This window comes from Zavarzinia aquatilis, from assembly GCF_003173035.1.
Classification (GTDB): domain Bacteria; phylum Pseudomonadota; class Alphaproteobacteria; order Zavarziniales; family Zavarziniaceae; genus Zavarzinia; species Zavarzinia aquatilis.
On sequence record NZ_QGLE01000002.1, the window covers coordinates 318254 to 335491 of the forward strand.

The window sequence follows — 17238 nt, forward strand, 5'->3', positions numbered from 1 at the left end:
GCCGGTGCGTCTTGTGGCGCCGGTCGTGTCAGCCCGTGGGCTGCGTCAGCCTGTCGCAGCCGGGGACAGGGTGCGACCCCGTGGCGCCTCTGTCCAGCCTCAATGGGTGAAGGGTCAGAAACGCTCGATCAGGCGGCGGATGTAATCCAGCTCTTCCTCGCTGCGGCTGCGGTCGCCGGCCCGGCGCTGCAATTCCTCGAGGATTTCGCGCACGCGTTTGGCCTCGGCTTCGGTCGGCACGCGGACATCGTCGCCATTGCCGAAATTCTGCCCCGGGCGCGGCCGGCCCAGGGGATCGCGCTCGCCGCCCGGCTGATCGCCCGCCCCCCCCTGCCCGCGCGAGACGCCGAGTTGCCGGGCCATCTGCTCGCCCATGGCCTGTAGCCCTTCGCGCAGGGCATCGAGCGCCTGGCCCTGGGCCTGTGCCGCCGCGGCAGGATCATTGCCGGCGAGCGCGGAGCGGGCGGCATCCATCGCCCGGTCCGCCCGGGTCAGGGCATCGGGCAGCGGCAGGCCGGATTCGCCAAGACGGCCAAGAATATCGCCGAGCTGGCGGCGCAGGGCTTCCTGCGACCGGGCGAGATCGGACAGCGAACCGCCCTGCCCCAGCCCCTGACCCTGACCCTGACCCTGACCTTGGCCGCGCGGGTCGGCTTGTCCGGCGCCCGGCCGGGGCCTGCCCTGATCGCCGGGACGGGGCTGGCCCTGATCGCCCGGCATGGTGCCACTCTCGCGCCGTTGCTGTTCGGCGAAGGAGCGATCGCGCAGCTGGCTCTGCTCGCGCAACAGGCTGCCCATCTTTTCCATGCTCTCGCCCAGCGCCCGGCCAGCCTCGGCATCGCCGGGCTGGGCCGGCATGGCCTGCAGGTTTTCCAGCATCTCGCGCAGTTGCGACAGCATCTGGCGCGCCGCCTCGCGCGAGCCGGTCTCGGCCGCGCGCTGGGCCTCGTCCAGCATCCGCTGGATATCCTCGCCGGTGATGGCGCGCCCGTCCGGCGAGTCGCGCAATTCCCCGGCGTCGACGCCGCCGCGCAGGGCTTCCTCGGTCAGGGCGCGCAGATATTCATCCATGGCCGCGCGCATTTCCGCCATCAGACGGGCAATCTCCGCGTCCGAGGCGCCGTTTTCCAGCGCCTGTTCGAGGGCATCCTGCGCCGCCCGCAGCTGGGCCTGCGCCCCGCCGACCCGCCCCGAATCGAGGTCGAGGGCGATGGCCCACAGAAGATCGACGACCTCGCCGTCCTGCGCGCCGTCGCGGTGGCGCAGCAGCTTCAGCACCGCCATGCCAAGGCCGAGATAGACCGCCTTGCGCTCGTCATAGGCTTCGACATTGTCGGCGATGCCGGCCAGCACCTCGGCCACCTTGCGCCGCTCGGCCGGTCTGGCGACCAGCTCCTTGCGCGCGGCGACGATGGCGCGCGCCACCGGGTGGCGGAACGCCCGCTCGGGCAGGGCGAGGGTGACCGGATCGGACTGGCCGGTCTGGCCGAGGGCATCGCTCGCGACCAGCGTCGCGGTGACGTCGAGCCCGGCCCAGGGGCTGGCGGTCAGATCGCGGAAGGCGATGCCCTTGGCTTCCGGCCGGCCGGTCGCGCCGCCCAGCGGAATGACCAGCGGCTCGCCCACACCGCCGAGGCGAAGCTCGAGACTGACCGACTGCACGCCGTAATCGTCGCTGGCGGCGAAAGCGATGCGCAGGGATTTCTGCTCGGTCGCGGCCGGCGGCTGGGCGAAGACGACGACGGGGGGCGCATCCGCCACCACCTCCATCGGCCAGGCCGCCATTTCACCGCCACCGCCAAGCAGCACCAGCCGGTCGGCCGGCTGCACCGGCACTTCACCCGCGAAGGTCCCGTCCTCGACCGTGTCGAGCGGCACTTTCGTCTCACCGAAAGCCACCGCGCCGCTGCCGACACCATAGAGCCGCGCCATCACCGTGGCGCCCGCGGTCACGCGCAACCGCTCCCCCGGGGCAAGGCCCTGACCGCCGAGATAGATGGGCGCGAGGCGGGTATAGGCGGGCGGCGTGATCCAGGCGGTAAAGCCCGGCTCCACCCCCGGCGTGCCGGCGTCCTTGCCGAAGCGGGGCACCAGCGCCTCGCCGAGGCGTTGCGGCGCCGTCGCCCCCGACGCCGCCATGACGACGACGAGGCCGAGCAGCACGGCAGCGCGCAGGCCGAAGGGATCGTGCCGGGCGATGACCGGATGGGGTGCGTGCAGGCGCAAGTCCTTGGCCCGCTCCGCCGCCCGGTCGCGGTGGGCCTGCCACAGGGCCGCCGTCACCGGATCGGCCGCGCTGCCCGCCAGCCGATCGTCGAGGGCTTCGAGGGCGCGGTGCGGAATACGGTTGTCACGCTCCAGCCGGCGCCGGGCCGACGCCTCGTCCGGCAGGGTCAGCGCCGCGGGCAGGCGGCGCAGGGAAAACAGCAGCGCGAAGCCGAAAAGGCCGAGCAGGATGGCATGGACCGTGCCCGGCAGGGCCGCGAACACCCCCGACAGGGCGAGGATCAGGAACAGGCCGGCCACCCCGGCCCCCGGCAGCAGCGCCGGCACCAGACGCTCGCTGAACAGGGCGAGCCGGGTGACCCGCAGCCGGCGCCGCAGCGCCCGATCCGGGCCGCCCGCCATCTCAGGCGTGCTCCGGCTCCAGCCAGGGCGGCAGGCTGTCGAGGCCGATGATGGTCTCGGCCGGCACCCGCTCGCGCACCACGGCGAAACTGTCGCCCTTGACCAGAACCTCCGGGATCAGGGCCCGCGTGTTGTAGGTGGAGGCCATGACCGCGCCATAAGCACCGGCCGAGAGCACGGCGATGGCGTCACCCGATTTCAGCGGCGTCATCGCCCGGTCGAGGGCGATGAAATCGCCCGTCTCGCACACCGGGCCGACGATGTCGACCGGCGCCACGGGCGCATCCGGGTTGGGCGCGACCACGGGCAGGATGCCGTGATAGGCCTCGTAGAGCGTCGGGCGGATCAGGTCGTTCATGGCGGCGTCCACGATCACGAAAGTCTTCGCCGTCGCCTTCTTCACATAAAGGACGCTGGTGACCAGCACCCCGGCATTGCCTACGATCAGGCGGCCCGGCTCGAGGATGATGCCACAGCCGAGATGCCCCGTCGTCCGTTTCACGATGTCGGCATAGGTCTCGGGCGCGGGCGGGACCAGGCGGTTTTCCTCATAGGGAATGCCGAGGCCGCCACCAAGGTCGAGCCGGTCGATGCGGTGACCGTCGGCGCGGAGGGCGACGACGAGTTCGGCGACCTTGCGGAAAGCGGCCTCGAAAGGCTCGAGCGCGGTCAGCTGGCTGCCGATGTGGACATCGACGCCGACGACGCGCACCCCCGGCAGGGCGGCGGCGCGGGCATAGACCGGGCGCACCCTCTCCCAGGCGATGCCGAATTTATTCTCGGCCTTGCCGGTCGAAATCTTGGCATGGGTCTTGGCGTCGACATCGGGGTTCACCCGGATCGTGATCGGCGCGACCATGCCCTTGCCCGCGGCGACCTGCGACAGGCGCTCCAGCTCGGGTTCCGACTCGACGTTGAACTGGTGGATGCCGGCATCGAGCGCAAGGGCCATTTCCGCCGCCGTCTTGCCGACGCCCGAAAAGACGATGCGCGAGGGCGGAATGCCGGCGGCCAGCGCCCGCTTCAGCTCACCGCCCGAGACGACGTCGGCCCCGGCGCCGAGACGGGCCAGGGTCGAGATCACGGCCTGATTGGAATTGGCCTTCAGGGCAAAGCAGACCAGAGCGTTCTGGCCGCCGAAGGCATCGGCGAAAACGCGGAAGTGCCGCTCCAGCGTCGCCGTCGAATAGCAGTAGAACGGCGTCCCCACCGCCTCGGCGATGGTTTCCAGCGGCACGTCCTCGGCATGGAGCCGGCCATCGCGATACTCGAAATGATTCATGGGCGATGCGGTCTCTCAGTTGCTGGTCCGGCTGCCGGGCAGCGGATAATCGGTCTGGGGCGACGACGACGTGGGGTGGATGGTTTCAGGAATGCCGGCGGCAGGCCCCGTGGTGCCGGGCCGGATCGGCGCCCCCCGCTTGCCGCAGGCGGCAAGGCCGGTCAGGGTCACGATCATCAGGCAGAGCGCGAGTTTTCTCATCGCCATATCCTACTCAAAGACCGAGGCGGCCGCGCGCGGCGGCGATCTGGGTGCGCACGCCCGACGGCGCCGTGCCGCCGAAGCTGACCCGGCTGGCGACCGAATTGTCGACCGAGAGCACACCGAAGACGGCATCGGTGATGCGCGGCTCGACCGCCTGCATCTCGGCAAGGCTGAGGGCGTCGAGGTCGATGCCCTTGCCCTCCGCCAGTTTCACGATGCGGCCGGTGACGTGATGGGCTTCGCGGAACGGCATGTTCAGCGCCCGCACCAGCCAGTCGGCGAGATCGGTCGCGGTCGAGAAGCCGGTGCCGGCCGCGGCCTTCAGCACCGCCTCGTTCGGCTTCAGGTCGGCGATCATGCCGGCCATGGCGGCGACCACGAGTTCGATCGCCTCGGCGGCATCGAAGGTCGGCTCCTTGTCTTCCTGCATGTCCTTGGCATAGGCGAGCGGCAGGCCCTTCATCACGATGAGCAGCGTGTTCAGGGCGCCGATGACCCGGCCGACCTTGGCCCGCGCCAGTTCCGCCGCATCCGGATTGCGCTTCTGCGGCATGATCGAGGAACCGGTGGTGAAGGCGTCGGTCAGGCTGACGAACCGGAACTGGGCCGAGGTCCAGATGACGATTTCCTCGGCGAGGCGCGACAGGTGGACGCCCAGGATCGAGGCCGCCGCGAGATATTCGAGGGCGAAATCGCGCGACGAAACCGAATCGAGCGAATTGGCGGTCGGCCCGTCGAAGCCGAGCGACGCCGCCGTCATGTGCCGGTCGATCGGGAACGACGTGCCGGCCAGCGCGGCGGCGCCCAGCGGGCATTCGTTCATGCGCGCGCGGGCATCGCGCAGGCGGCCGATATCGCGCTCCAGCATGGCGACATAGGCCATCAGGTGATGACCGAAGGTGATCGGCTGGGCGACCTGCAGATGGGTAAAGCCGGGCATCACCACCTCGGTGTGGGCGTCGGCCTGGGCCAGCAGGGCGGCGACGAGGCCCGTGGTCTGGCCGATCAGCCCGTCGAGCGCGTCGCGCACCCACAGGCGGAAATCGGTCGCGACCTGGTCGTTGCGCGAGCGGGCGGTGTGCAGGCGCCCGGCGGCCGGGCCGATCAGTTCGGCGAGGCGGGCCTCGATATTCAGGTGGATGTCTTCCCGATCCTTGCGAAAGACGAAGCGGCCTTCCTCGATCTCGGCCTTGACGGCGTCGAGACCGGCCTGAATCTGATCGCCGTCGGCCCTTGTCAGAATACCGGTCGCGACCAACATGCCCGCATGAGCCTTTGACCCGGCGATGTCCTGGGCATAGAGCTTGCGGTCGAAATCAATGGAGGCGTTGATCTTCTCCATGATCTCGGCGGGGCCACGGTCGAAGCGGCCACCCCACATCGCGTTCGAGGAAGTCAGTTTGTCGTTCTGGTCGTTGGGCATCGAAAGCTACTTGGCTGTTGTCACGACCGCAGCACCATCGGGGAGTATTGAAGCATGAAGCTGGTGCCGGTTGTCGTCGTTGTGGCCGCCCTCGCGGGGCTCGCCGGGGCGGTCGCCGTTCGGGCACCCTGGGGCGAAGATGCCCCGGCGTCCCGGCCGGCTGGGATCGCCAACTTTAGCCCGAGCGACGAGCCGAAGCCAGCACCCGCTGCGACCTTCAAGAACGCCGAGGGCGCCGACGTCTCGCTGGCGGCCTACAAGGGCAAGGTTGTCGTGGTGAATTTCTGGGCCACCTGGTGCGGCCCTTGCGTCGAGGAATTGCCCTCGCTCGCCAAAGCCGCGGAAATCCTGCGTCCCGAGGGGATCGAAGTGCTCGCCCTGTCGGTCGACCGACTGGAGAACGATAAGATATCCGCCTTCCTCGCCGCGAATCAGGCCGCGAAGCTCGGCCTGTTCAGGGACGAGGGCATGAGCCTCGCCCGCGCGCTCGACGTGAAGGGCCTGCCGACGACGGTCGTGATCGGGCCGGACGGCACCATCCGCGGCACGCTGGTCGGGCCGGCAGACTGGGCGTCGGAGGGGGCTCTGAACCTGATCCGGGGCTTCAAGGCGGGCTGAGGCGCCCGCCCAACTCCGAGCCCGGCGCGCCCGAGCCGCCCGCCGCCCGCACCCGGGCGAGGAACATCTCGGAAAGGGCGTGGTAGATCGGCTGGTGGCAGATCATGCGCGAGGTGCCCGCGGCGATGATCGCGACCGCCATCAGCGGAATGACCATGGCGTGATTGTCCGTCATCTCGAAGACGATGACGAAGCCGGTGATCGGCGCCTGCATCACCCCGGCGAACAGCGCGACCATGCCAAGGGCCGCCAGCGCCCCGGGCGCGACGCCCGGCACGATGTCGCCGACAGCGGCGCCGAGCCCGGCGCCCACCGCCAGCGTCGGCGCGAAGATGCCACCGGCGATGCCGCTCGCCTGGGTCAACAGATTGGCGAGCAGCTTGGCCGCGACGAAAGACCAGGGCTCGGCCAGGTCGCCGGCCAGCGCCGCCTTGGCCTCGGCATAGCCCGTGCCGTTGATCGGCAGGCCGCTGCCCCAGGCGAGCAGCGCGACGAGAAACCCGCACAGCATGGCGAAGACGATCCGGTGGCGACCGATCCGCCCCCGCAACACCCGGGGGATGAGGCGGGCCTGACCGATCATGGCCCGGGCGAAACAGGCGCCGATCACCCCGCCACCGACGCCGAGCAGCGGCACGACCAGCCAGTCGGTCCAATGGCCGAGCTGGGCCATGGTCTGGCCGAAATAGGAGCCGCTGCCGTGGACGAGCGCGGCCGCGCCCGCCGCGAGGAGAACGGCGGAGAGAATAAGCGTGCTCACCCGCTTCTCGAACGCCCGGCTCATTTCCTCGATCGCGAAGATGATGCCGGCGAGCGGGGTATTGAAGGCGGCGGCGACGCCGGCCGCGCTGCCCGCCAGAATGACGCCGCGCATCCGGCCGAGGCCGGCGAAGCGGCTGCAGGCCAGCATGATCGAGGCGCCGACCTGGACCGACGGCCCCTCGCGCCCGACCGAGGCGCCGAAGCCGAGGGCGAGGGTCGTCAGCATGACCTTGCCAAAGCCGATACGAAGGGACAGGAGGCGATTGCGCTGTCCGGGCGAGTCCAGCTTGCGGGCAGCGATGGCCTGCGGAATGCCGCTGCCCTCGCCCCCGGGAAAGAAGCGCATGAGCAGATAGGTGCAGAGCCCGAAGCCGAGCGGCGTCACCACGAGACCGGCGAAGGGCCAGGCCGCCGTCACCATGCGGAACAGCTCGAAGGCATAATCGGCGGCATAGGCGAAGGCGACGCAGACGAGGCCGGTCAGGATCGCGCCCAGCCAGAACACCAGCCGCCGCCGCCACAGCAGCGACGACAACCACAGTGAAAGGGAGGGCCGGAGCTGGCGACGCAGCCGATAGGCCATGGACCGGGGACGCATGGCCTATCCTAGAGAGGCCCGCCCCCCGATTTCAATGCAGGCGGCGCCCCGGCGTGACGAAATCCGCCCCTCAGCCGAGGCCGGCGGCCATGGTCATGCGCACCAGCGCCGCGAGATTGTCGGCCTGCATCTTGGCCATCACCTTGGCCCGGTAGATTTCGACCGTGCGCGGACTGATGCCGAGGTCGCGGGCGATGATCTTGTTGGGCCGGCCGGCGACGACCCCGTCGAGCACTTCCCGCTCCCGCTCCGACAGGGTACCCAGCTTTTCGACAATCTCGCTGTTCGGTGCCTCATCGACATCGGTGCGCAGCTTGTCGCGGGCAAGGCCGAGGGCTTCGAGAATCCGCTCTTCTGGGAAGGGTTTCTCGATGAAATCGACGACACCGGCGCGCATCGCCTCGATCGCCAGGGGGATGTCGCCATGCCCGGTGATGACGATGACCGGCAGGGTCACCTTCAGGGCGTTCAGCCGGTGCACGAGTTCGATACCGGTCAACTCCGGCATCCGCACATCGGTGATGATGCACCCCTTCGGACCGACCGGCAGGCCATCCAGGAAGGCCTGGGCCGAGGGATAGGGTTGCACGGTGAAATCGGCGGATTCGAGCATGAAGGCGAGACTGTCCCGCGCACTGTCGTCATCGTCGATGAGATGGACCAGCATCTCAGTCATCGGTGGCGCCCTCCGTGGGTACTGGGGGTAGGGTAAATCGAAACACGGTACCGCCCCCCGCATTGGCTTCGGCCCAGATCCGCCCGCCATGCGCATCGACGATGGAGCGGGAAATGGACAGGCCAACCCCCATGCCCTGGGGTTTGGTGGTCATGAACGGCTGAAACAGCTTTTCCCGAATCTCTTCGGCAAGGCCGCTGCCGGTATCGGCGACGCTGACGACGACGAACTCGTCGTCACGCCGCGCGGTCGCGATGGAGAGCTTGCGCCGGGGCGTATCCTGCATCGCCTCCATGGCGTTGCGGATCAGGTTCAGCAGCACCTGCTGGATCTGCACCTTGTCGACGAAAATGGCGTTGGCCTCGACATCGAGATCGAAACCGACCTCGACATGGCGCTCCTTCGCGCCGACGAGGCCGAGGGCCGCCGCTTCCTCGACCACCTTGGACAGGTTTTCGATGCTGCGCTCGCCGTCGCCCCGGCTGACGAAACTGCGCATCCGGTGGATGATGTCGCCGGCACGCAGGGCCTGCTGCGCCGCCTTCTGCAGGGCGTCGCGGATCTTGGGCTCGTCCTCGGCCCGGCCGCGCTCGAGCAGGCGGCGCGAACCGGTCAGCAGATTGGCGACGGCCGACAGAGGCTGGTTCAACTCGTGTGCGAGCATGGACGCCATTTCGCCCACCGCCATCAGGCGCGAGACATGGACGAGTTCCGACTGCAGGTCCTGCAGCCGCGCCTCGACCTGCTGGCGTTCGGTCAGGTCGCGCACGAAGCCGGTGAAGAAGGGCACGGCGCCGCCCGTCTCGCCGACATGCAGTTCCATCGGGAAGGTGGTGCCGTTCTTGCGCAACCCGACGATGATGCGGCCGATGCCGATGATCCGCCGCTCCTTGGTGCGGGCGTAGCGCTCGAGATAGGAATTATGGGCGTCGCGATAGGGCTGGGGCATCAGGGTGCTGACGTTCCGCCCGATGACTTCGGACGCGGACCAGCCGAACAAACGCTCCGCCGCCGTGCTGAAGGAGCGCATGATGCCGTTGCGGTCGATGACGATCATGGCATCGGGCACGGTGTCGAGGATCGACTGCAGATGCTGCTGGGTGGTGGCGGCCGTCCGCCGTGCCTTCAGCGCGGAACCGCCCCAGAAGGCGATGCCGAAACCGACGGCGATATAGACGACGAGCGCGACCCCGCCCGACATGCCGCCAAGACCGGAGAGCACGGGAACGGCGATGGCGCCCAGCCCGACGACGATCACCCCGGGCAGGAACCCGCCGAAAGCCGAAGCCAGCACGACGCAGGCGACGAACGGCAGATAGCCCGCCTGCCCCGCGAAGATCGAACCTTCGACGTTCAGGGCCACCGCGAGGGCCACAGCCAGAGCCGTCAAGCCATAGACCCGCAGCGACCGCCCGTTGTCTGCAGCAGACGGTTGCCGGAGACCGACCATCAATGCTCGCCCCTCGCCAGAATCACACGTCGAGGATAGTGCGGGCGGTTGGGAGAACAAGAAAAACTCTAAACGGGCTGGGACGGCCGGCCTTGAACCCGCCCTGGATTGCCCCGAGAATGACGATGACGAGTGGCGGAGGTCTGGCGAGATGGCAAAGCTGAAGGTGGTGGCGCTGCTGGCGCGCCGACCGGGCCTGCTCGTCCTCGAAAACGCCCTGCTGGCCGACCCCGAAATCGAGATTACCGCCCTCTTCACGCATGGCCGCCTGCCCAGGGCGGAGGGCGGCGCGACGCGCGGCGATCTCGCCGAATTCGCCCGCAGCTGCACGCGCGGAGGGGTTGCCCTCAACGCGGTCGACGGCGCCGAGGCAAGGGACATCAGCCCCCTGTTGCCGGCGGGGCCGCTCGATCTTCTGGTCGCGCTGTCGTGGCGTTATCAGGTGCCGGCTTCCGTGCTCGGCCGGTTCAGCCTTGGCTGCATCAACCTGCACCGGGGCGCCCTGCCCCGCTATGCCGGGGCGCTGCCGGTCCAGCGCGCCATCGAGGCGGGCGAGGACAGCGTCGCCATCACCGCCCATGAGATGGTGCCCGAAATCGACGCCGGGGCCGAGATCGCCCGGGTCTGTCTGCCCATCGCCCCCCTGCCGACGGGGCAGACGGCGGCGGATTATGCCGAAGCCGTCAAGGCCCGGCTGGAGCCGCTCTACGCGCCGCTGTGCCGCCTCGCCATCGCCGCCCGCCGCGCCGAAAGGGAGGCCTGACAGGTGGCCTGCGGCTTGTTGCTCGATCTCGACGGCACGCTGGCGGATTCCCTTGCCGCGCTGCGGGCGGTCTACGACGATTTCCTGGCGAGCTTCGGCATCGCCGGCAGCGACGAGGGCTTCGCCGCGCTGAACGGCCCGCCGCTGGCGGAAGTGGTGGCGCGGCTGCGGGTCAGGCACGGTTTGCCTGGCACCCCGGCCGAGTTGCTGGCGCTTTACCGCCGGCTGGTCGATGCCGCCCATGGCGTGGCTCCGCCTGCCGCGGGGGCCGAGGCCTTGCTGCGACAGGCGCGGGCCGGCGGCTGGCGTATCGCGGTCGTCACCTCGTCGCCCCGGGCCGCCGCCCTCGGCTGGCTGGCGCGGCAGGGCCTCGCGCCGCTCGTCGATGCGGTCGTCGGTGGGGACGAGGTCGCGGCGGGCAAGCCCGCGCCCCTGCCCTATCGTCTCGGCCTCGAACGGCTGGGCTGCGCGGCGGCACAGTCGCTGGCGGTCGAGGATTCGCGGCAGGGCGCGACCGCGGCGACCGGCGCCGGGATCGAGACACTGGCGATCGCCGCCCCCGGGGACCGGACCGGTTGGCCCGAAGGCGTTCGCTTCATCGCCCGGCTGGCGGAGACCGCCGCCTTCCTGCAGCCCTGCCCATGATGCGCGGCACCGCCCTGACCGGCCCCCTTGCTGTGCGCGGCGATGCCGCGCCGCCCGATCCGCCGCGCGCCGCCCTCGACCGGGTCGCGGCGATCTGGCAGGCGGAAAAGGCGCGGCGCGGCGATGCCCTGTTCGACGGCCGGCTGTTCAGCATCCGGACCCTGGCGCCCGGCCTGATCACCGGCTGGCTGGCACCCTACAGCTGGTATGTGGCGCAGCGGCGCGACGCGGCGCTGGCGGCGGCGCTGGACATCCGCCCGCTGGGCGTCACCGGCATCATGATCTGCGACGACGGCATCGTTCTCGGCCGGCGAGGCGGCGGGGTCGAGACCGATGCCGGTCTGTGGGAACTCGCGCCTTCGGGCGGGGTCGATGGCGAGTTCCGCACAGGCGACGGCAGCCTCGACCTTGGCGCCCAACTGCTGAACGAACTGGTCGAGGAGACCGGCCTGCCGGCCGCGCTGGCGACCGCCCCGCCCCGCCCGGTCGCTCTGGCCGAAGACGGGGAGAGCGGCATCACCGACGTCGGCCTTCTCCTGCGCATCGCCTGCGACGCGGCGGCGGTCCGCGCCGCCTTCGCGCCGCTGGCGGGGCAGGAATATGCCGAACTCGCCGTCGTGCCACGAGACGCGCTCGGTGCTTTCATGGCCGGGCGCGCGGCGCAGTTCGGCCGGGTGTCCCGCTGCCTGATCGAGACCCTGGGCCTGACCGCGCCCTGACCGGACGGTGCCTCAGGGGGCCGCCGACTGGCCGACCATGTCCGCCAATGCCGCGTATCCTTTGGCCTTGAGCAGCTCGACCTGATCCTGCCCCGCGCCTTGCCGGGTGAGGCCGGCGGTGATCGTCGTGTCCTCGACCGGTTCGGGGATATAGACGCGCCAGCGCCCGGTTTCGACGTCGATCAGCACGGCCTTGAGGCGGATGCGCATGCGTTGCGATTCATCGGGCACGACCGAGCCGACGATGGGCACCCAGGACACCAGCTTGGCGGCATTGGCCGATCGCTGGGTCTCGAGCGCGCCCCAATAGCACAGAACCTGCCGGAACCCGCCCTGTGCCGCCATCAGGCGCAGGCGAGGGCCGTAATCGTCGGTTTTCGCGGGCGGAATGCCGCTGAAGGGCTGCGCCGCGAAATAGCGGGTCAGCTGTTCCATCATCTGGGTGTCGGGCACCAGCGCGCCGGACTGGATCGCCAGCAGCGCCTGACCGCGATGGGGCACCAGCGCGCCCTCCGACACCCGCTTGAGCGCGGCCGCGACATCGGCGTCGGTCACAGTGGCGCCGACCGGCGCGCCGATGATGTCGACCTCCTGCAACTCGCCGCGGTAGAAGTCGTTGCGCCCGGCATAGCCGTCATAGCCGCTGTTGGAAATCGACGCGGTCGAACATGCCCCGAGGAGCAGCCCGAGGCCGAGAATGATGATCGCCGTCTTCTTCATGGAGCACCTTGTCCTGTCGTGACAAAGGCTGTCCTAGGGGGCGATGGTGGCGAGCCGGCCGCCGGATTCAGGCGAAAATATGCCGCCGGACAAGAAATGCGACCTGTGGCTGCCGCGCATCAGCCCCCGACCCCGCCGCCACGAAAAAAGGCCGGGGATTCCCCCGGCCTTTTCCCTGAAAGTTCGATGCCTCAGGCGCGCTTCAGCGCCGCCTTGTCCGACAGGGGATGGGCGAGGCGATTGACCATTTCCTTCGGGCAGATCTGCCAGAAGCGGTCGATCTCGCGTTCCCAGTCCGACAGCATCCGCTGGGCGAGCGGCGAGCCGGTCTCGGCCTCGTGGCGGACGACGAGGTCCTTCAGCACACCTTCCCAATGGGTGGAGGCGAGACGCTGGAACACCACGCTTTCCTCGTTGACGCGCAGGGGGAACTGGTCCTGCGGGTCGTAGATGAAGGCCATGCCGCCCGACATGCCGGCGCCAAAGTTGTCGCCCACCGGGCCGAGGATGATGGCCGTGCCGCCGGTCATATACTCGCAACCGTTGGAGCCGCAGCCTTCGATCACCGTCGTGGCGCCCGAGTTGCGGACGGCGAAACGCTCGCCCGCCTTGCCCGCCGCGAACAGATAGCCGGCGGTGGCGCCATAGAGCACCGTGTTGCCGATGATCGTGTTCTCGTGCGGGACGAGCGGCGACGACGTCGTGGTGCGGACGACGATGGTGCCGCCCGACAGGCCCTTGCCGACGTAATCGTTGGCATCGCCATAGACCTTCAGCTTCACGCCCTGCACCGCGAAGGCGCCCAGCGACTGGCCGGCGGAGCCGCGCAGCGAGACCTCGATGTGACCGTGGTCGAGACCGGTCATGCCGAACTTGCGCACGACATGGGACGACAGCCTCGTGCCGATGGCACGCTGGGTGTTGCGCACCGTATAGGTCAGCTGCATCTTCTCGCCCCGGTCGAAGACCGCGGCGGCGTCCTGCACCATCTGGGCGTCGAGCGTGTCCGGCACCTCGTTGCGGCCGACGATGACCGAATGGCGGGCATAGGGCCCGGAATCCGGCGTGACCAGCAGCGGGTTGAGGTCGAGGTCGTCGAGGTGGTGATGACCGCGGCTGACCTGACGCAGCAGATCGACGCGGCCGATCGCCTCCTCGAGGGTGCGAAGCCCGAGCGAGGCCAGGATCTCGCGCACTTCCTCGGCGATGAAGGAGAACAGGTTCACCACCTTGTCGGCGTTGCCGTCGAACTTCTCGCGCATCGCCGGGTCCTGGGTGCAGACGCCGACCGGGCAGGTGTTCGACTGGCACTGGCGGACCATGATGCAGCCGAGGGCGACGAGGCTGGCCGTGCCGACGCCATATTCCTCGGCGCCCATCAGCGCCGCCATGACGACGTCGCGGCCGGTCTTGATGCCGCCGTCGGTGCGCAGCTTCACCGAATGGCGCAGACGGTTCAGCGTCAGCACCTGGTTGCTTTCGGTCAGGCCCATTTCCCACGGCAGGCCGGCGTATTTGATCGAAGTCTGGGGCGAAGCGCCCGTGCCGCCGACATGGCCGGAGATCAGGATCACGTCCGCCTTCGCCTTGGCGACGCCGGCCGCGATGGTGCCGATGCCCGAGCCCGAGACCAGCTTCACGCAGACCTGCGCGGTCGGGTTGATCTGCTTCAGGTCATAGATGAGCTGGGCCAGATCCTCGATCGAGTAGATGTCGTGATGCGGCGGCGGCGAGATCAGGGTCACGCCCGGCGTCGAATGACGCAGGCGGGCAATCTCGACCGTGGCCTTGAAGCCGGGCAGCTGGCCGCCCTCGCCGGGCTTGGCACCCTGGGCGACCTTGATTTCCAGCTCGCGGGCCTGGTTCAGATATTCGGCGGTGACGCCGAAACGGCCCGAAGCCACCTGCTTGATCGGCGAATTGGCGTTGTCGCCGTTCGCCCGCGGCACGAAGCGTTCCGCGCCCTCGCCGCCTTCGCCGCTGTCGGCCTTGGCGCCGATGCGGTTCATGGCGATCGTCAGGGTCTCATGCGCCTCGGCCGAGAGCGCGCCGAGCGACATGCCGGGCGTCACGAAGCGCTTGCGGATCGAGGTGATGCTCTCCACCTCCTCGATCGCGATGGGCTTGCCCGCCGGCTTGAATTCGAGCAGGTCGCGCAGCGAGATCGGCGCCCGCGAATGCACCCCTTGCGAATATTTCTTGTAGAGCGTGTAGCTGTCCGTGCCCACCGCCTGCTGCAGCGTGTGGATGAGGCCGCCTTCCCAGGCGTGCAGCTCGCCGTTCTTGCGGAAACGGTAGAGACCGCCGACCGGCAGCGCCGCCGCTTCCTGATCGAAGGCACGGCCGTGCAGCTCCAGCACCTTCTTCTGGATACCGGCGAGGCCGATGCCGGAGATGCGCGACTGCATCCCGGGGAAGAATTCGGCGACGAGGGCGCGCGACAGGCCCACCGCCTCGAAGTTGTAACCGCCGCGATAGCTCGAGACGACCGAGATGCCCATCTTGGACATGATCTTCAGGAGGCCCTGATTGATCGATTCCTTGAAGCGGGCGATGCAATCCGCGTGGGTCAGGCCGGGGAACAGGCCCCGGGCCAGCCGGTCGGCGATGCAGGCTTCCGCCAGATAGGCGTTGACGATTGTCGCGCCGCAGCCGATCAGCACCGCGAACATGTGGGTGTCGAGACATTCGGCCGAACGCACGTTCACCGAGGTGAAGGTGCGCAGGCCGCGCCGCACGAGGTGGCTGTGCACGCCGCCAACCGCGAGCACCATCGGAATGGCCGCGCGGCTTTCCGAAATCTTCTCGTCGGTCAGGATCAAGTGGCCGTAGCCCTGGCGCACCGCGTCTTCCGCTTCCTGACGGATGCGGGCGACCGCGCTGCGCAGCGCGTCGGTGCCGCCATCCGCCGGGAAGCTGCAGTCGATCTCGGCGACGGAATCGCCCATGAACTTCTTGAGTTCAACGAGTTCACCCGACGAAACCACCGGGCTTTCCAGCAGGAGCACATTGGCCTGGCTGGAATCCTGGGCGAGGACGTTCTTCAGGTTGCCGAAGCGCGTCTTCAGGCTCATCACCCGATGCTCGCGCAAGGGGTCGATGGGCGGATTGGTGACCTGGCTGAAGTTCTGCCGGAAGTAATGGTGCAGCGGCCGGTACTTCTCGGACAGCACGGCGAGCGGCGTGTCGTCGCCCATGGAACCGATGGCTTCCTTGCCGTCCTCGACCATGGGCTGAAGGATCAGCTCCATGTCCTCGTGGGACAGGCCCGCGGCGAGCTGGCGCACGCGCAGTTCCTGCTTGTCATAGGGCGTCGGCTCCGCCGCCGGCTTGATCTTCTCGTCGAGTTCGACGATGGACTTCGTCCACTCGAGATAGGGATGCTCGGCCGCCAGCTTGTCCTTCACCTCGCGGTCGTGATAGAGCCGGCCCTCGCCGAGGTCGACGGCGATCATCTGACCCGGGCCGAGCGCGCCCTTCTCGACGACATTGGCTTCGGGCAGCAGGACCATGCCGGTTTCCGAGCCCATGACCAGCATACCGTCGCGCGTGATCGTGTAGCGCATGGGACGCAGGCCATTACGGTCGAGACCGCCGACGATCCAGCGCCCGTCGGTCATGGCGAGGGCGGCCGGGCCGTCCCACGGCTCCATCACCGAATTGACATAGGCATACATCGCCCGATGCGCGTCGGGCATGGACGATTTCTTCGACCAGGCTTCCGGCACCAGGAAGGTCTTGGCCAGCGGGGCCGAGCGACCGGCGCGCACCAGCACCTCGAAGACGTTGTCGAGGGCGGCGGAATCCGAGCCGCCGGGCTGGATCACCGGCTTGATGTCGTCGGAATATTCACCGAAGGCTTCCGAGACCATGCGGATCTCATGGCTCTTCATCCAGTTGATGTTGCCCTTCCAGGTGTTGATCTCGCCATTATGGGCGAGCATACGGAACGGCTGCGCCAGCTTCCACTTGGGGAAGGTATTGGTCGAGTAACGCTGGTGGTAGATCGCGAAGGACGAGACGAAACGCTCGTCGCGCAGGTCCGGATAGAAATTCTCCAGATCGGCGGCGAGGAACATGCCCTTGTAGATGACCGAACGGCACGACAGCGAGCACAGGTAGAAATCCGCCGAAAGGTTGGATTCCAGCGCCCGGCGCTCGATCCGGCGGCGGATGATGAACAGCTTGCGCTCGAACTCGTCGGCGGTCAGATGCGCCGGGTGCTCGATCATGATCTGCTCGATCTCGGGGCGGGTCGCATTCGCCTTCTCGCCGATGACCGAAATGTCGACCGGCACCTGACGCCAGCCGTAGATGTAGAAGCCGAAGTTCAGGATTTCCTGCTCGACCAGGGTCCGGCAGGCTTCCTGCTGGCCGAAATCGGTGCGCGGCAGGAAGACCTGGCCGACGGCGAGGCCGCGTTCGGACGGGGCATGGCCGGTGGAGCGGACATGGTCGGTAAAGAAATCCTGCGGGATTTCGATGTGGATGCCGGCGCCGTCGCCGGTCTTGCCGTCGGCGTCGACCGCGCCGCGGTGCCAGACCGCCTTCAGCGCGTCGATGCCGGCCTTCACCACCTCGCGGCGCGGGCGGCCGTCGATGGCGGCGACGAGGCCGACGCCGCAGCTGTCCTTCTCGTCCTCATGGGCATAGAGCCCTTCGGCGTCGAGACGCGCGGATTCCGCGAGCCAGTGGGCGACGAAATCCGAACCGCTTTCGATCTTCTTGCTCATGTCCGTCCCTCCGACGC

13 protein-coding genes are annotated in these 17238 nt (G+C 68.8%); 4 read left to right on the forward strand and 9 right to left on the reverse strand.

Features of this window, described 5'->3' with window-relative positions:
* Nucleotides 1-114 precede the first annotated feature (114 nt).
* Genes DKG74_RS04975 through argH form a run of 4 tightly spaced genes read right to left on the reverse strand, consistent with a single transcriptional unit; the run spans nt 115 to nt 5537 of the window.
* Nucleotides 115-2628, reverse strand: a complete 2514-nt coding sequence (locus DKG74_RS04975) for a TIGR02302 family protein (RefSeq protein WP_109903247.1) — start codon at nt 2626-2628, stop codon at nt 115-117.
* 1 nt (nt 2629) lies between these two features.
* Nucleotides 2630-3910, reverse strand: a complete 1281-nt coding sequence (gene lysA / locus DKG74_RS04980) for a diaminopimelate decarboxylase (protein ID WP_109903249.1) — start codon at nt 3908-3910, stop codon at nt 2630-2632.
* 15 nt (nt 3911-3925) lie between these two features.
* Nucleotides 3926-4111: a hypothetical protein gene (locus DKG74_RS04985; protein WP_109903251.1), complete on the reverse strand. Its 186-nt coding sequence runs from the start codon at nt 4109-4111 to the stop codon at nt 3926-3928.
* 13 nt (nt 4112-4124) lie between these two features.
* Nucleotides 4125-5537 (reverse strand): argininosuccinate lyase, encoded by a 1413-nt coding sequence (gene argH, locus DKG74_RS04990; RefSeq protein WP_243404026.1) that lies wholly within the window; start codon nt 5535-5537, stop codon nt 4125-4127.
* 54 nt (nt 5538-5591) lie between these two features.
* On the opposite strand from argH, the gene DKG74_RS04995 reads away from it, so the two are divergent.
* Entirely contained in the window at nt 5592-6155 is a 564-nt protein-coding gene (locus tag DKG74_RS04995; RefSeq protein WP_109903253.1) for a TlpA family protein disulfide reductase, read from the forward strand.
* On the opposite strand, the gene DKG74_RS05000 is transcribed toward DKG74_RS04995, so the two are convergent.
* The 3 genes from DKG74_RS05000 to DKG74_RS05010 all read right to left on the reverse strand — a co-directional run bounded on the left by DKG74_RS05000 (nt 6142) and on the right by DKG74_RS05010 (nt 9581).
* Nucleotides 6142-7515 carry a chloride channel protein gene (locus DKG74_RS05000; RefSeq protein WP_207779237.1) on the reverse strand — a complete coding sequence of 458 codons (1374 nt, stop codon included), beginning with the start codon at nt 7513-7515 and terminating at the stop codon, nt 6142-6144. The two genes, DKG74_RS04995 and DKG74_RS05000, sit on opposite strands and share 14 nt — an antisense overlap.
* Before the next feature lie 70 nt (nt 7516-7585).
* Nucleotides 7586-8191, reverse strand: a complete 606-nt coding sequence (fixJ, locus tag DKG74_RS05005) for a response regulator FixJ (protein ID WP_109903257.1) — start codon at nt 8189-8191, stop codon at nt 7586-7588.
* Nucleotides 8184-9581, reverse strand: coding sequence for a PAS domain-containing sensor histidine kinase (locus DKG74_RS05010; RefSeq protein WP_243404027.1), 1398 nt, complete (start codon nt 9579-9581; stop codon nt 8184-8186). Before DKG74_RS05010 ends, fixJ begins: the two co-directional genes overlap by 8 nt.
* A 211-nt stretch (nt 9582-9792) precedes the next feature.
* Here DKG74_RS05010 and DKG74_RS05015 point away from each other — a divergent pair, with 211 nt between their 5' ends.
* The 3 genes from DKG74_RS05015 to DKG74_RS05025 are packed head-to-tail and all read left to right on the forward strand — an operon-like array spanning nt 9793 to nt 11768.
* Complete coding sequence (locus tag DKG74_RS05015) at nt 9793-10404, forward strand: formyltransferase family protein (RefSeq protein WP_109903261.1); 612 nt, start codon at nt 9793-9795, stop codon at nt 10402-10404.
* Between the two features lie 3 nt (nt 10405-10407).
* Nucleotides 10408-11049, forward strand: a complete 642-nt coding sequence (locus DKG74_RS05020) for an HAD family hydrolase (protein ID WP_109903263.1) — start codon at nt 10408-10410, stop codon at nt 11047-11049.
* Nucleotides 11046-11768, forward strand: coding sequence for an NUDIX hydrolase (locus tag DKG74_RS05025; RefSeq protein WP_109903265.1), 723 nt, complete (start codon nt 11046-11048; stop codon nt 11766-11768). The genes DKG74_RS05020 and DKG74_RS05025 overlap by 4 nt, the downstream gene beginning before the upstream one ends.
* Nucleotides 11769-11780: 12 nt before the next feature.
* Here the strand turns inward: DKG74_RS05025 and DKG74_RS05030 are convergent, their stop codons facing one another.
* Nucleotides 11781-12488 (reverse strand): lipoprotein YafT, encoded by a 708-nt coding sequence (locus DKG74_RS05030; RefSeq protein WP_109903267.1) that lies wholly within the window; start codon nt 12486-12488, stop codon nt 11781-11783.
* Nucleotides 12489-12679: 191 nt separating this feature from the next.
* Entirely contained in the window at nt 12680-17221 is a 4542-nt protein-coding gene (gltB, locus tag DKG74_RS05035; RefSeq protein WP_109903269.1) for a glutamate synthase large subunit, read from the reverse strand.
* Nucleotides 17222-17238: the final 17 nt, after the last annotated feature.